The sequence below is a fragment of the Pseudomonas donghuensis genome, assembly GCF_000259195.1.
GTDB lineage: Bacteria > Pseudomonadota > Gammaproteobacteria > Pseudomonadales > Pseudomonadaceae > Aquipseudomonas > Aquipseudomonas donghuensis.
Window position 1 is genome coordinate 360,980 of record NZ_JH650757.1, and the last position, 15,692, is coordinate 376,671.

At 62.0% G+C, this 15,692-nt stretch carries 12 protein-coding genes; 8 read left to right on the top strand and 4 right to left on the bottom strand.

Going from position 1 to position 15,692, the window contains the following annotated elements; all coding sequences use genetic code 11:
• Positions 1-135: 135 nt before the first annotated feature.
• The 5 genes from UW3_RS0103960 to UW3_RS0103980 all read left to right on the top strand — a co-directional run bounded on the left by UW3_RS0103960 (position 136) and on the right by UW3_RS0103980 (position 7,550).
• The gene (locus tag UW3_RS0103960) at positions 136-1,389 is read left to right on the top strand and encodes a TolC family protein (protein WP_050989986.1); all 1,254 of its coding nucleotides are present in this window, start codon (positions 136-138) and stop codon (positions 1,387-1,389) included.
• A gap of 37 nt (positions 1,390-1,426) precedes the next feature.
• The gene (locus tag UW3_RS0103965; protein WP_010220984.1) at positions 1,427-2,641 is read left to right on the top strand and encodes an efflux RND transporter periplasmic adaptor subunit; all 1,215 of its coding nucleotides are present in this window, start codon (positions 1,427-1,429) and stop codon (positions 2,639-2,641) included.
• Positions 2,642-2,654: 13 nt separating this feature from the next.
• Positions 2,655-5,816, top strand: a complete 3,162-nt coding sequence (locus UW3_RS0103970) for a CusA/CzcA family heavy metal efflux RND transporter (protein ID WP_010220985.1) — start codon at positions 2,655-2,657, stop codon at positions 5,814-5,816.
• Positions 5,817-5,916: 100 nt separating this feature from the next.
• Entirely contained in the window at positions 5,917-7,245 is a 1,329-nt protein-coding gene (locus UW3_RS0103975) for an OprD family porin (RefSeq protein ID WP_010220986.1), read from the top strand.
• Positions 7,246-7,343: 98 nt separating this feature from the next.
• On the top strand, positions 7,344-7,550 hold the full coding sequence (locus tag UW3_RS0103980) for a hypothetical protein (RefSeq protein WP_010220987.1): 207 nt from the start codon (positions 7,344-7,346) through the stop codon (positions 7,548-7,550).
• Between the two features lie 71 nt (positions 7,551-7,621).
• Here the strand turns inward: UW3_RS0103980 and cmoB are convergent, their stop codons facing one another.
• The 3 genes from cmoB to UW3_RS0103995 form a co-directional block, all read right to left on the bottom strand.
• Positions 7,622-8,578 carry a tRNA 5-methoxyuridine(34)/uridine 5-oxyacetic acid(34) synthase CmoB gene (gene cmoB / locus UW3_RS0103985; RefSeq protein ID WP_010220988.1) on the bottom strand — a complete coding sequence of 319 codons (957 nt, stop codon included), beginning with the start codon at positions 8,576-8,578 and terminating at the stop codon, positions 7,622-7,624.
• Positions 8,575-9,318, bottom strand: coding sequence for a carboxy-S-adenosyl-L-methionine synthase CmoA (gene cmoA / locus UW3_RS0103990; RefSeq protein WP_010220989.1), 744 nt, complete (start codon positions 9,316-9,318; stop codon positions 8,575-8,577). Before cmoA ends, cmoB begins: the two co-directional genes overlap by 4 nt.
• Positions 9,319-9,403: 85 nt before the next feature.
• Positions 9,404-9,802 carry a protease inhibitor I42 family protein gene (locus UW3_RS0103995; protein ID WP_010220990.1) on the bottom strand — a complete coding sequence of 133 codons (399 nt, stop codon included), beginning with the start codon at positions 9,800-9,802 and terminating at the stop codon, positions 9,404-9,406.
• 121 nt (positions 9,803-9,923) lie between these two features.
• On the opposite strand from UW3_RS0103995, the gene UW3_RS0104000 reads away from it, so the two are divergent.
• The 3 genes from UW3_RS0104000 (at position 9,924) to UW3_RS0104010 (ending at position 13,180) form a co-directional block, all read left to right on the top strand.
• A complete protein-coding gene (locus tag UW3_RS0104000) occupies positions 9,924-11,087 on the top strand; it encodes an alpha-xenorhabdolysin family binary toxin subunit A (RefSeq protein ID WP_010220991.1) in 1,164 nt (387 codons plus the stop codon).
• A 12-nt stretch (positions 11,088-11,099) separates the two neighbouring features.
• Positions 11,100-12,110 carry an alpha-xenorhabdolysin family binary toxin subunit B gene (locus UW3_RS0104005; protein ID WP_010220992.1) on the top strand — a complete coding sequence of 337 codons (1,011 nt, stop codon included), beginning with the start codon at positions 11,100-11,102 and terminating at the stop codon, positions 12,108-12,110.
• 77 nt (positions 12,111-12,187) lie between these two features.
• Positions 12,188-13,180, top strand: a complete 993-nt coding sequence (locus UW3_RS0104010; protein WP_010220993.1) for a hypothetical protein — start codon at positions 12,188-12,190, stop codon at positions 13,178-13,180.
• A gap of 66 nt (positions 13,181-13,246) precedes the next feature.
• Here the strand turns inward: UW3_RS0104010 and lon are convergent, their stop codons facing one another.
• Complete coding sequence (gene lon / locus UW3_RS0104015) at positions 13,247-15,670, bottom strand: endopeptidase La (protein ID WP_010220994.1); 2,424 nt, start codon at positions 15,668-15,670, stop codon at positions 13,247-13,249.
• Positions 15,671-15,692 lie beyond the last annotated feature (22 nt).

The following is a 15,692-nucleotide window of genomic DNA, read 5'->3' on the forward strand; positions in this document are numbered from 1 at the left end:
GTGCATCGAGCGGCGGATACTAAGCCATCCGGGCGCACGGTTTACCTGGATTACAGATTTGTAATACTTGAGTCATCCTGGCGATAAACCCCGATTACTAGAGTGCGGGCTCCGATCAAGGCGCAGGAGTCCGCCATGTTTTGCACCCTCGACAGGCCAGGCACAGGCCCAGGCCGAATAGTGCTGGCCCTGCTGTTGCTGGCCTTGCCGTCGCTGGCCCTGGCGCAAGCGCGCGTACTGACCCTGGAGTCGGCCCTGCAGGCGGCCCGCGACAACAACCCCGAGCTTGCCGCGGCGCGCTGGGGCATCGACATTGCCGCAGGCGAACGGCGCCAGGCCGGCGTGTTGCCAAACCCGGCGCTGAGTTGGGAGGTGGAAGATACCCGCAAGGGTTCGCAAACCACCACCGTCGGTGTCAGCCAGCTGTTCGAGCTGGGCGGCAAACGCGGTGCGCGCCTGGACGTTGCCGACCGCGATGCGCAGCTTGCAGCGCTGGAACTGGAGCGCCAGGGCAACGCGCTGCGTGCCGATGTCATTGGCGCCTTCCAGGCCGCTGCCCAGGCCCAGGAAGGTTTGCAACTGGCCGAGCAGTCACTGCGCTTGAGCGAGCGCGCACTGCAGGTGGTGCAAGGCCGGGTCAAGGCCGGCAGCGCCTCGCCGGTCGAGGCAACCCGTGCCCAGGTGCAGTTGTCCGAGGTGCGCCTGGAGCAGGGCCGGGCTGAACAGAGGTTGACCATTGCCTACCAGCAACTGGCAGCGCTGACCGGCGCGCCAATGGCCCCGTTCAGCCGGGTCGACGGCGGCCTGGGCGCTGACAGCTCTCTTCCAAGTCGCACACTGTTGCTCGATCGCCTGGAGCAGACCGCCGATCTGCGTCTGGCCCGTCTGCAGATCGACCAGCGCGAAGCGGCCCTGGGTCTGGCCCGCAGCCAGCGCATCCCCGACCTGACCGTCAGCGTTGGCAGCCAGTACAGCGAAACCGACCGTGAGCGCATCAATGTGGTCGGCCTTTCGGTCCCGATCCCCTTGTTCGACCGCAACCAGGGCAACGTCCTCGCCGCCGCCCGGCGCGCCGACCAGGCCCGCGATCAGCGCAATGGCGCCGAACTGCGCCTGCGCAGCGAAGTGGTCCAGGCCCTGACCCAGTGGAGCACGGCGGCCCAGGAAGTGCAGACCTTCGAACGCTCGATCCTGCCCTCGGCGCAGCAGGCGCTGGATGCCGCCACCCGTGGCTTCGAGCGCGGCAAGTTTGCTTTTCTCGATGTCCTCGATGCTCAGCGCACCCTGGTGGCGGCACGCCTGCAATACCTGCAGGCCCAGGCCCAGAGCAGCGAGGCGCGGGTTCGCCTGGAGCGGATCTTTGGCGACCTGAGCCTCGCCACTCGTTGAACGCGACCTTCACCTGACTATTTGCTGAGGAACCTGCATGAACAAGAAGTCCACCACGCTGCTGGTCGCGGCCCTGCTGCTCGGCCTGGGCCTGGGTGTGCTGCTGGCGCGCCAGGGCGGCCCGGTTGCCGCCGCCCCCGCATCCGCTCACGCCCATACCGAAGGCGATCACGAGGAAGAACAACATGGCGAGTCGGAAAAAACTGAAGACGGTCATGAGGAAGAGGGCGCGCTGACCCTCAGTCAGGAGCAGATCGACCTGGCCGGCATCGAGCTGGCTGCCGTCGGCCCGCGCCAGTTGCAACGCAGCCTGTCGCTGCCGGGCGAGATCCGTTTCGACGAAGACCGCACCGCGCACCTGGTGCCGCGCGCTGCCGGGGTGGTCGAGTCCGTCGCTGTGGTGCTTGGCCAGCAGGTCAAAGCCGGTGACCTGCTGGCAGTGATCGCCAGCCCGCAGATCTCCGAGCAGCGCAGTGAACTGGCGGCCAGCCAGCGTCGCCTGGAATTGGCGCGCAGCAGCTACCAGCGCGAGAAGGACCTGTGGCAGGAGGGCATCTCCGCCGAGCAGGATTACCAGCAGGCCCGCCAGGCCCTGCAGGAGGCGGAAATTGCCCAGGCCAACGCCCGGCAGAAGATCAGCGCCCTGAGCGGCAGCGTGGTCCTGGCTGGCGGCAACCGCTATGAGTTGCGTGCACCCTTTGCCGGGCAGATCGTCGAGAAGCACCTGGTGCCGGGCGAGGTGGTCAACGAAACCAGCGCGGCCTTCACCCTCTCGGACCTGTCGCGGGTCTGGGCGAGCTTCGGCGTGGCCCCCCGTGACCTGCCCAAGGTGCGCGCCGGCATGCCGGTGACCCTTGTCGCCAGTGAGCTGGGCGAGCAGGTCAGCGGCACGGTTACCCACGTGGGCAGCCTGCTCGGCGAGCAGACCCGTACCGCCACCGTGCGCGTCACCCTCGACAACCCACGAGGCGCTTGGCGCCCGGGCCTGTTCGTTGCCGTGCAGGTGCCCACAGAGCAGTACACCGCCGCCCTGAGCGTACCGGACCAGGCCCTGCAGACCCTGGAAGAAAAGCCCACGGTGTTCGTGCGCAGCGCCGCGGGCTTCATCGCCCAAACGGTGGAGCCGGGGGCCAGCGCCAACGGTTTTGTCGAGATCCGCAAAGGCCTGCAAGCCGGCCAGCAGGTCGCGGCGCAGGGCAGCTTCATCCTCAAGTCGGAGCTGGGCAAGGCCAGCGCCGAACACGCCCACTGACCGGGAACCTCACATGTTCGAACGCCTCATACAATTTGCCATCGAGCAGCGCCTGATGGTGCTGCTGGCGGTGCTGCTGATGGCCGGGCTGGGGGTTGCCAGCTACCAGAAGCTGCCGATCGATGCCGTGCCGGACATCACCAACGTCCAGGTGCAGATCAACACCCAGGCCGCGGGCTTTTCGCCGCTGGAAACCGAGCAACGCATCACCTTCGCCATCGAAACCGCGATGGCCGGCCTGCCGGGGCTGGAACAGACCCGTTCGCTGTCGCGTTCGGGGCTGTCGCAGGTGACGGTGATCTTCGAGGAGGGCACCGACCTGTTCTTCGCCCGGCAACTGGTCAACGAGCGCCTGCAGCAGGCTCGCGAGCAACTGCCTGAAGGCGTTGAAGCGGCCATGGGGCCAATCTCCACCGGCCTTGGCGAGATCTTCCTGTGGACGGTCGAAGCCGCCGACGATGCGCGCAAGGCCGATGGCAGCCCCTACACGCCGACCGACCTGCGCGAGATCCAGGACTGGATCATCAAGCCGCAACTGCGCAATGTGCGCGGGGTGGCGGAGATCAACACCATCGGTGGTTTCGCCAAGGAATACCAGATTGCCCCGGACCCCAAACGGCTGGCGTCCTACAAGCTGACCCTGAGCGATCTGCTCACCGCCCTTGAGCGCAACAACGCCAACGTCGGTGCCGGTTACATCGAGCGCCGTGGCGAGCAGTTGCTGATTCGCGCCCCGGGGCAACTGGCCGGCATCGATGACATTGCCAATATCGTCCTGGCCAACGTCGACGGCACGCCGATCCGCGTGCGCAACGTCGCCGAGGTCGGTATCGGCCGTGAACTGCGCAGCGGCGCGGCGACCGAGAACGGCCGCGAAGTGGTGCTCGGCACGGTGTTCATGCTGATCGGCGAGAACAGCCGCACGGTATCCCGGGCGGTGGCGCAAAAGCTGGTGGAGATCAACCGCTCGCTGCCTGAAGGGGTGAGTGCGGTCACTGTTTACGACCGCACCAACCTGGTCGACAAGGCCATTGCCACGGTGAAGAAGAACCTGATCGAAGGGGCGATCCTGGTCATCGTCATTCTGTTCCTGTTCCTTGGCAACATCCGCGCGGCGCTGATCACCGCCATGGTCATTCCGCTGTCGATGCTGTTCACCTTCACCGGCATGTTCAGCAACAAGGTCAGTGCCAACCTGATGAGCCTGGGCGCATTGGACTTCGGCATCATCGTCGATGGCGCGGTGGTGATCGTCGAAAACGCCATTCGCCGCCTGGCCCATGCCCAGCAACATCACGGCCGCCTGCTGACCCGCTCCGAGCGCCTGCACGAGGTGTTCAATGCCGCCCGCGAAGCGCGCCGGCCGCTGATTTTCGGCCAGTTGATCATCATGGTGGTGTACCTGCCGATCTTTGCCCTGAGCGGGGTCGAGGGCAAGATGTTCCACCCGATGGCGTTTACCGTGGTGATCGCCTTGCTCGGCGCCATGCTGCTGTCGGTGACCTTCGTGCCCGCGGCCATCGCGTTGTTTGTGACCGGCAAGGTCAAGGAAGATGAAAACCTGCTGATGCGCAGCGCCAAGCGTGGTTATGCGCCGCTGCTCAAATGGGTCATGGGCCATCGGCCGCTGGCCTTTGCCCTCGCCGCTATGACTGTGCTGCTTTCGGGCATGCTGGCCAGCCGCATGGGCAGCGAGTTCGTGCCGAGCCTGAGTGAGGGCGACTTTGCCCTGCAGGCCCTGCGCGTACCCGGCACCAGCCTGAGCCAGTCGGTGCAGTTGCAGCAGCGCCTGGAGCAGAGCGTGCTCAGCCAGGTGCCGGAGGTAGAACGGGTGTTTGCCCGCACCGGTACGGCCGAGATCGCCTCGGACCCGATGCCGCCAAACATTTCCGACAGCTATGTGATGCTCAAACCTAAGGATCAATGGCCCGACCCGAGCAAGAGCCGCGAGCAACTGATCGCCGATATCCAGCGCGCCAGCGCGCGGGTGCCGGGCAGCAACTATGAGCTGTCGCAGCCGATCCAGTTGCGCTTCAACGAGCTGATCTCCGGGGTGCGCAGTGATGTCGCGGTGAAGGTGTTCGGCGATGACATGGCAGTGCTCAACAGCACCGCGGCGAAGATCGCCAGTACCTTGCAGGCGGTGCCGGGGGCGTCGGAAGTGAAGGTCGAGCAGACCTCCGGCCTGCCAGTGCTGACCATCGACGTCGACCGGGACAAAGCGGCGCGTTATGGCCTCAACGTTGGCGACGTGCAGGACACCATTGCCGTGGCCGTGGGTGGGCGCCAGGCTGGAACCCTGTATGAAGGCGATCGGCGTTTCGACATGGTCGTGCGCTTGTCCGATAACCTTCGGACCGACATCGACGGTTTGTCGCAACTGCTGGTTCCGGTACCGGCCTGCACGGGCAGCGGCGGCCAGATCGGCTTTATTACCCTCGCCGATGTCGCCAGCCTTGAGCTGGTGCAGGGGCCCAACCAGGTCAGCCGTGAGGACGGCAAGCGCCTGGTGGTGGTCAGCGCCAACGTGCGCGGCCGCGATATCGGTTCGTTCGTCGACGAGGCGGCGGCGCGCATCGATAGCCAGGTGAGCATCCCGGCCGGTTACTGGACCCGCTGGGGCGGGCAGTTCGAGCAGTTGCAGTCGGCGGCGCAGCGTCTGCAGGTGGTGGTGCCGGTGGCCTTGCTGCTGGTCTTTGGTCTGCTGTTCATGATGTTCAACAACCTCAAGGACGGGTTGCTGGTGTTCACCGGTATTCCTTTCGCCCTGACTGGCGGGGTGGTTGCCCTGTGGCTGCGGGATATCCCCCTGTCGATCTCGGCAGGCGTGGGGTTTATTGCCTTGTCCGGGGTCGCGGTGCTCAACGGCCTGGTGATGATTGCCTTTATCCGCGGCCTGCGCGAGCAGGGGCGTTCGCTGCATCAGGCCATCGACGAAGGTGCACTGACGCGCTTGCGGCCGGTGTTGATGACCGCGTTGGTGGCCTCCCTTGGCTTTATCCCCATGGCCCTGGCCACCGGCACCGGCGCCGAAGTGCAGCGGCCGCTGGCCACCGTGGTGATTGGCGGCATCCTTTCATCAACGGCGTTGACCCTGCTGGTACTGCCCGCGCTGTATTACTGGGCTCACCGCAAAGACGAGGAGGAGGTCGTATCTGAGGTGACGAAACTGTAATTCGCCGCTCATCTTCGGGTTATTCAGCCCTTGTCAGGATACCCATGGCGCCCGCATTGCGGGCGCCTTGCGTATTTCTGCGAAAAATCAGGAGTTGAAGATGGGGAACAAATCCACAGCCTGTTTGACCGGCGCCCTGGCCCTGGCCAGTTGTGCGACCGCCAGTGCCGTCAGCCAGCCCGAGGGCGGGGGCTTTATCGAAGACAGCAGCCTGACGGTGCTCAGCCGTAACTTCTATTTCAACCGCGACTACCGTAAAGGCGAACAGTCGCCCACCGGCAAGGCGGGCTACGCCGAAGCCTGGGCCCAGGCCTTTATCGCCCGCTTCGAGTCGGGCTATACCGAGGGCACGGTCGGTTTTGGCCTGGATGCCCACGGCATGCTCGCGCTCAAGCTCGACAGCGGCGATGGCCGCAGCGGCGGGCGCAGTTCGTTCGACATGTTGCCGGTGGACCGCAATGGCGATACCGCCAGCAACTTCAGCAAGCTGGGCGGTGCGATCAAGGCGCGCTTGTTCGACACCGAGCTCAAGTTTGGTGACGTGTTCCCGACCACGCCGGTGGTGCATTTCGGCGACTCGCGCCTGTTGCCGGAAAGCTTCACCGGCTGGACCCTGGAGAACACCAGCCTGGCGGGCCTGAAAGTGCAGGGCGGGCGCTTGCACGCCATGAGCCAGCCGCTGTCGAGCAACAACCGCGACGGCTTCGTAACCTTTTACGCCGGCCCCGTCGATTCGCCCTGGCTGGGCTACTTCGGTGGCGATTACCAGGCCAGCGACAACCTCAGCCTGAGCCTCTACAGCAGCCGTTTGAAGGACGCCTGGGATCAGTACTACGCCGGTATCAGCTACAAGTACCCGATCACCGACGAGCTGACCGGTTTCACCAGTTTCAACTACTACAAGGCCAAGGATGAAGGCCAGCAACTGCTGGGCAAATTCGACAACGATATCTGGAGTGCCCGCGTCGGCGTGAGCTATGGCGCCCATACCCTGGCCCTGTCGCACCAGCGCAACCAGGGCGACAACGATTTCGATTACCTGCGCCAGTCCGACTCGATTTACCTCGACAACTCGATCCAGTACAGCGACTTCAACTCGCCGAAAGAGCGCTCGTGGATGTTGCGCTATGACCTCGACATGGCCGCCTATGGCGTACCGGGCCTGTCGTTCATGAGCCGTTACGGACGTGGCAGCGGCATCGATTACTCCGATGCCAATGGCGTGTACATGCGCCGCGATGCCGAGGGTAATCCGCTGACCGGGCAGAAGCGTTGGGAGCGCGATATCGAAGCGAAGTACGTGGTGCAGTCCGGCAGTCTCAAGGACTTGTCGCTGCGTGTGCGTCAGGCCACGACCCGGGCCTCGGCCTTCGAATCGGACCTCGATGAAGTACGCCTGATTGTCGAGTATCCGCTGACCCTGCTGTAGGGCGAATCTTGCAGCACTGTAATGTGCGGCTCACCTTGGCGTTAGCTTGCCCTGCGTAAGATTGAACTGTCCTGAAATTCAATCACGAGGTGAGCAACATGAGCCTGAACAAGTATGTGCTGATGGCTGTATTGGCCCTGGGCAGCAGCGCGGCGCTGGCTGAAGGCGGAGCGGAGCGGTCGAAGCAATTCTGGGAAAACTTCCGCCTCAGCCAGGAACAGATTCACGGCAAGAAGGACCAGGCGCTGGCCGCGTCCGACTCGCAAAAGCGTGACACGGCGACCAAGCAGGTCGCCAAGGAGTAGCTCCATTCACCTTGGAAGCTCCCCGCTCCTTTGGAAAAGGTGAATTTTTGGCGCCCATTTGGGCGCCTGTTTTATTTGCGTGCCACCAGCACCGCGCGCCGTGGTGCCGGCAGGCCTTCGAGGGTGCGGCTATGGTCGTTGGGGTCGAGGAAGTCGCTGAGCGACTGGTAGCGCATCCACTCGGTGCTGCGCTGCTCTTCGACGCTGGTGGTGCTGACATCGACGCAACGCACATCGCTGAACCCGGCGCGGCGCAACCAGCGTTCCAGGGCTGGCACCGACGGCAGGAACCAGACGTTGCGCATTTGTGCGTAGCGATCTTCCGGCACCAGCACCTGATTTTCATCGCCTTCGATCACCAGGGTTTCCAGCACCAGTTCGCCGCCCTTGACCAGGCAGTCCTTGAGCGCCAGCAGGTGCTCGATGGGCGAGCGGCGATGGTAGAACACGCCCATGGAGAACACCGTGTCGAAGCCTTCGAGGTTGGCCGGCAGGTCTTCGAGGGCAAACGGCAGGTGCCAGGCCGGTAGCTCCGGCAGGTAGCGCTGCACGGCCTGGAACTGGCAGAAGAACAGCCAGTTGGGGTCGACACCGATGACGCTGTTGGCCCCGGCGCCGAGCATGCGCCACTGGTAGTAGCCGTTGCCGCAACCGACATCCAGCACCCGCTTGCCCTTGAGGTCCAGGTGCGGGGCGACCCGCGACCACTTCCAGTCCGAGCGCCATTCGGTATCGACGTGCACGCCGAACAGGTCGAACGGCCCCTTGCGCCACGGTGACAGGCCCATCAGGGCCTGCTGCATGCGCGCTCGGGTGTTGTCATCGCAGTCGCAATCCAGATTGAGGCCGTTTTGCAGGTCGATGTGCGTAGGCACCAGTGCCGGCAGGGCGTCGAGTGCAGCCTGCCAGCGTTCCAGGTCGCCATGACTTTTTTCCATCTTGGCGTCGAGTTGCGCTTGCAGGCCTTGCGCCCATTGCGCCAGGGGGGTGCCCGCCAAGCGGCGGACCAGGGGGGACAGATCAATCATGGCAGGGCAATCAACGAGGCAAAGTTTAGGCATTGGAACCAGGGCACGACCTTGGAGAAACCGGCCGCCAGCAGGCGTTCGCGGTGCTCTTCAAGGCTGTCGGGTTTCATCACGTTCTCGATGGCGCTGCGCTTCTGGGCAATTTCCAGTTCGCTGTAGCCATTGGCGCGCTTGAAGGCCACGTGCAGGTCGGTGAGCAGCGCGTGTTCATCGGCATCTTCAAAGCGCAGCTTCTCCGAAAGGATCAGCGCACCGCCCGGCAGCAGCGCCTGGCGAATACGCGTGAGCAGTTCCAGGCGTTGTTCGGGGGCAATGAACTGCAGGGTGAAGTTCATCGCCACCACCGAGGCCGGCTGGAACTCAAGGGCAAGGATGTCGCCTTCGATCACCTCGACCGGCAACAGCTCCTGGAACATCGAGTCCTGGGCATTGAGGTACTGCCGGCAGCGCTCGACCATGGCCGCCGAGTTGTCGATGGCAATCACCCGGCAACCCTCGCTACGCACATGCCGGCGCAGGGCCTGGGTCACGGCACCGAGCGAGCTGCCCAGGTCGTACAGGGCAGTGTTGGGCTGGGCGAACTGGGCGGCGAGCACGCCGAGGTTCTCGACAATGGTCGGGTAACCGGGCACCGAACGCTTGATCATGTCCGGGAACACCCGCACCACGTCTTCGTTGAAGGCGAAGTCGGGCACCTGGCCAAGGGGCTGGGCGAATAGGCGGTCGGGTTCTTTGCTCACGGGGGCAATCCAGGCGTTGGGCGGTAAAGGGCCGGCATTTTAGCCAAACTGGCCGCAGGATGCATGGCCCGCTGACCAGCGCGGCCTACTTGACCGTGATTGCGCAATCGAAGGTCTGCACCGGGCGCACTTCCGGGGCCCAGGGTTGCTGGTAGACCAACAGCAGATGGCTTTCACCGGCGGCCTGGGCCTGGAAACGCCACAGCGATTGCCCGGCGCTACCGACGATGCCGGCATCTTCCGGGTGGCTGTAGACCTCGGGGCCAAGGCTACGCAGGATGCCCGCGGCCGGGTTCTGTAGCAGCCAGCGATAGCCGGTACTGGGGTTGCTGGGCAGGGTCAGGGTCAGGGTCTGGCCCAACTGCAGATGTACAGGGCACTGGCTGGCCTTTTCCAGCACCACATTCTCGTGCCGGCCTGGTGTTTGTGAACAGGCTGCCAGGAGTGACAGGCCAAGGACCAACAGCTTGCATTTGGTGTTCATCGACAATTCTGTCCGTCAGGTTGGTATTGGCTTTCAGGAAAGCCTGCCCTCTGCAGGGCACTTCACAGCGGGATTAGTTTGAAGGTCCCCGCCGAGTCGGCGTTTTAACAGGGACGTGGTCATGAGCAGTACACAGATCAATTTTGACACATTGCAGACTGAGGCTGAGCACCTGCCTGGCAATCTCATTCAGGCAATGGCGGAACGCGATGGCCCCGACGAGGGTGGGTTGACGCTGACACGAGAGCATATTGTCACCCTTAACCAGTATGCCAACTATACCTTCCAGCTTCCTGTTACCAAGGATGCAGTGATTCGCTGGTTGGGCTATTCCACCATCAAAGAGCCGGACCTGATGCCGGACAAGATGGAGGCGATGCACAAGCAGTTACAGAAACACGGACGCCGTTGGACAGTACTTGCCGACAATAGCAAGAAGCTTGGCTTCGAGTTGGCGGCCAGTGCCAATGGCATCAATACCACTGGCGACGAGATATTGGTCATTCTCGAAAACAGCCGTGCGCTGGGCAAGCGCAGGGACGCGTGGGAAACCATCAAGTTCGACAAGGCGATCAGCCTGGGGACAGAAGACCGCCACAGGGTTCTCGACCTGGTGGACTACATGGAGATACTGCGCGAAGACGTGGACCTGTTTTCTCGGCGTGTGGGCGCTGTCCGGGAAGAGACTGAACAGTTTCGCGATACCGCGCGTGAACAGCTGATCCCCTTGGTCGCGGTAAAAACCCAGGCGATCAAACGTCAGAAGGCGAGCGGGGCAGTACAGCAGCTGCGTGAAGATCTCGCCGAGCTGGACAATGAAATCAAAAAACTTGAAGCCGAGTATGACCAGTATGTCAAAGCCGCGCTGAGTGGCCTGGCTGCGGGGCCGCTGGGCGCGGCTATAACCGGCGGCATCTATGGCAGCAAGGCGGCGAAAGTCCGCAAGGAACGTAACAAGCTGCAGGGCCAGCGCGGTGAACTCAGCCAGAAACTCAAGGCGGCCGTTCACCTGGAAGGGCTGGTGGAAGACCTCGGCACTCAAATGGGACAGCTGGATACTCGACTCAGGGATGTGGTGACAGCCGCCTCTCACCTGCAATCGGCCTGGCAGTTGATCGGGGTGTACATCGATACATCGATTGAGCACCTCCAGCGTATCGAATCCAATCAGGAGTTGTTCAAGTTTGCGATATTTTTCAAACGCTTCATTGGGCAATGGAAAGACATTGAGAAGTTTGCCCAGCATATGAATCGTGTCTTTGATGACGCCGCAGCCGCCAAATAAGGATATAACGTAATGAATGATAATGTTGTCGCTTTGAGTGCTTCGCTTAATGTCCCGAATATGGACAAGATTCTCTCGGTCGTGTCGGCATACTCGGCGTTTTGGGAGCAACGTAGATTTGGCTTTCTGCCATTGCTGCATGAATCAGTTGAACGGCACTACAAAGGGATGCAACGGTACGTTGATGGCTTGGCTAAAAATTCGGAAGTGCTGGCGGTCACCATAAAGTCATACCAGCTTGATGAGCTGATTGACGATTTTCGAGAGGCCTCGGGAGACCCTGAAGAAGAGGAGTTCTTCCTGGAGGAACTGCAGATCTCAAAAAATAAGATCGCTGCAGAACTGGATGTCGTGGTCTCTGGGGTGATGACCGCTACAAAGTCCATCGCCAGCCTGCCGGTTTATGATGCGAGCCGCGACCAGGCCAGTTACCTGGAGACTCAGGAGCGCCTGGCCAGCAGGCTACAGGCGCTAACCGATACGCTCAACGGTAAACGCGAAAACCTTGCCGAGCTGGAAAAAGCCATCGGTGTGTTTGAGGCCAATGGCATCGAGCAGCTGTTCCAAGGCAAATTGCCAACGGTTGAACAGCTTCAGGGGCTGGTCGCTCAGGGCGCCACAACGGCCGGCGCTGCCGTAGCGGTCGAGCAGGCACTGGAGGCGCTGGGCAAACTGATGGAGGGCGTGCAGCAAGGCATGCAGTATTCACGGCTGCAAGACCAGCGTCGGGCGCTGCGCACGGAAGTAAACGAACTGATCGCTGAACAACGCGAAAAGGAGCAACGAGCGACTCAAGTGAAGGGCTATCTGCAAGCCCTGGTGGAGTATTCCGTGCTGAAACCAAAGCGCCTGGAATGGCTGGCTGAAAAGCAGAAGATTCATGTGCAACTGGAGACAGTGGCCAGTCAACTACGCAGGATAGAACTGGACAGTTTTGAGGGCGCGCAGGCGTTCAATCAGTTGCTGAAACAATTGCTTGCCTATGTTCAACATATAGTTTTCCAGTTCCGTCGAGCCTTTTAATCATTGCCGTGTCTCAGTGCGCCACCCATTGTTAGTTAAACCGGGTGGCGCGCTGAATGGCGAGCAGGAGAGCGCTAATGATGACTGCAAATGGAATGCTGGATAAAAACTGGCAAGTACAAGCTTCACGTCTTCCCGGCGCGTTGTTGAGCGCCATGGCGTCAGGGCAGGACACCGGTGCCCTGAGTTTGTCGCCAACACACGTGCGTGACCTCAATGAGTATGTCGCCTATACACGGGGATTGCCCAACTCACCGGCTGGCATTTATCAGTGGATGGGTGGAGGGCAGGCGAACCCTTGGACATTGATTCTCAGCGCGTTGATGTCCTCGAACCCTGAGCTGAATGGTAACGCCATGCTGACATTCTCTCGCCAGGTGAAACAGCATGCCAACGGCTGGGAGGTGTTGTATGGGAAAAACCTGCAGCTGACCCATACGTTGGTCACTGTCGCCAGCAACATCAACCGTTCAGGGGAGGTCATTCTGGATGTGTGCGCACAAACCAAGGCATTGGGTAAGCAACGTGAGGCCTGGGATGCTTTGCTGGGCGGTGAGGCGCTGGCGCTTAGTGTGGCCGATAGGCAAATTGTGTCGTCCTTGCCCATGTACGTGAATGCACTCAAGGAGCAATTGAAGGGATACGCCCGCGAGGTCGAGCGTGTGCGCATCGAGGCCACTCGGTTTCGCGATGAGGCTCGGATACAGGTCATTCCTGCGGCGACGAGAAAGGTCAATGAAATTGGCAAGTTGGTAAAACCAGCGACCCAGGGCGGTATCGCGGGGATTCTCGGGCAGATACTGCAATCACGTTTCCTGGAACTCTCAGGAAAACTGCGGAAACTGGAACAACTGCTCAGAGCCGTGGTGACGGCTTCGTCTCATGTTCATTCAGCCTGGCAAAGCCTCACTGCTTACATCGATGCGTCGAGTAATCAGCTGCAGCTCGTTACCTCAGGCCAGCAACTGGCCCGGTTTGCGATCTACTTCGGGCGGTTCCTGGGGCTATGGAAGACAATTGAACAAAGCGCGGTGCAGATGAACCGCACGCTGACCCGGTATCAGCCGTGAGCGTTAGGTAGCCGTACTCGAGCAGGTTGACGCGGGCTCTCAGAGCCCGCGTCTTCCAGAACCCCTTCAGGTGAACAACACCTTCGCCACATCACTGAAGCGCTTGGCGAAGTGCACGCTCAAGCCTTCCTTGAGGTAATCCGGCAACTCCTCGAAGTCTCCCCGGTTGGCTTCCGGCAGGATCAGCTCGAAGATCTTCTGCCGCCGCGCGGCAATGACCTTCTCGCGCACCCCGCCAATCGGCAGGACCTTGCCGGTCAGGGTCAACTCGCCGGTCATGGCCACGCCTTTCTTCGGCGCCTGGTCGCGAGCCAGCGACAGCAACGCACTGGCCATGGTCACCCCGGCGCTGGGGCCGTCCTTGGGTGTGGCGCCTTCGGGCACGTGCAGGTGTATGAAAGCTTCATTGAAGTAGCTTGGATCACCGCCGTATCGCTTGAGGTTGGCGCTGACATAGCTGTAGGCGATTTCGGCAGACTCCTTCATCACATCACCCAACTGACCGGTCAGCTTGAAGCCGCGGTTGAGGGTGTGGATGCGCGTCGCTTCGATCGGCAAGGTGGCGCCGCCCATGCTGGTCCAGGCAAGACCGGTGATCACACCCTTGCCGGAGAGCACCTGTTCGCTGCGAAACACCGGCATGCCCAGTGAGGCTTCGAGGTCCTTGGGGCCGATCTTGATCTTTTTCTCGGGGTCCTCGAGCAGTTGCACTACCGCCTTGCGCACCAGCTTGCCCAGCTGTTTTTCCAGCTGGCGTACACCGGCTTCGCGGGCATAGCCCTCGATCACCGTGCGTAGGGCGCTGTCACTGATGCTCAGGCTGGTCTTGGCCACCCCGGCTTTTTGCAACTGCTTGGGCCACAGGTGGCGCTTGGCGATGGCCAGCTTTTCTTCAGTGATGTAGCCGGACAGGCGAATCACTTCCATGCGGTCGAGCAATGGTCCGGGGATTGAGTCCAGCGTGTTGGCGGTACACACGAACAGCACCTTGGACAGGTCCAGGCGCAGGTCCAGGTAGTGGTCGAGGAAGTCGACGTTCTGCTCGGGGTCGAGGGTTTCCAGCAGCGCCGAGGCCGGGTCGCCCTGGTAGCTCTGGCCCATCTTGTCGATCTCGTCGAGCATGATCACCGGGTTCATCACCTCGACGTCCTTCAGTGCCTGCACCAGCTTGCCCGGCTGGGCACCGATGTAGGTCCGGCGATGGCCCTTGATCTCGGCCTCGTCGCGCATGCCGCCGACGCTGAAGCGATAGAACGGCCGGCCCAGGGATTCGGCGATGGACTTGCCAATGCTGGTCTTGCCGACGCCTGGCGGGCCTACCAACAGCACGATGGAACCGCTGATCTCGCCCTTGTAGGCGCCAACGGCGAGGAACTCGAGGATGCGTTCCTTGATGTCACCCAGGCCGGCGTGATGCTGGTCGAGCACCTTGCGCGCGTGCTTGAGGTCGAGTTTGTCCTTGCCGTACACGCCCCAGGGCAGGGCGGTGGCCCAGTCCAGGTAGTTGCGGGTGACGGCGTATTCGGGCGAGCCGGTTTCGAGGATCGACAGCTTGCCCAGCTCTTCGTCGATGCGCTTTTGCGCGGCGGCGGGCAGGGTCTTGCCTTGCAGGCGCTGCTCGAACTGTTCGAGGTCGGCGCTGCGGTCGTCCTTGGTCAGGCCCAGCTCCTGCTGGATGACCTTGAGCTGCTCCTTGAGGAAGAACTCGCGCTGGTGCTCGCCAATCTGCCGATTCACTTGCGCAGAGATCTCGTTCTGCAGGTGCGCGACTTCGACTTCCTTGCGCAGCATCGGCAGGACCTTTTCCATGCGCTTGAGCATGGGCACGCAGTCGAGCACCTCCTGCAACTGGTTGCCGGTGGCCGAGGTCAGCGCGGCGGCAAAGTCGGTCAAGGGCGATGGGTCGTTGGGGCTGAAGCGGTTCAGGTAGTTCTTCAGCTCTTCGCTGTACAGCGGGTTGAGCGGCAGCAGCTCCTTGATCGCGTTGATCAGGGCCATGCCGTAGGCCTTGATCTCGTCGGTCGGCTCGCTGGGTTGATGCGGGTACTCGACCTCGACCAGGTACGGCGGGCGATGATGCTTGAGCCAGGTGCGGATACGTACCCGGGTCAGGCCCTGGGCGACGAACTGCAGCTTGCCGTTTTCGCGGCTGGCATGGTGAACCTTGACCAGGGTGCCGTACAGCGGCAGGGCCGAGGTGTCGAAATGACGATGGTCTTCTGGCGGCGAGTCCATGAAGAACAGGGCCAGGGAGTGATGCGGGGTCTTGGCTACCAGATCCAGGGTTTCGGCCCAGGGTTCTTCATTGACGATCACCGGCAACACTTGCGCGGGGAAGAACGGGCGGTTGTGGATCGGGATGATATAGACCTTGTCCGGCAACTGTTGGCCCGGCAAGGCAAGGTTTCGGCCGCTGTGTTCGGAGGCTTCGAGATGCTCGACTTCGGCGGTTTCCTCGGGACGTTCCGGTAGATCCTGCTGATCGCTCATGGCGCACCTGCTCAATGACTAT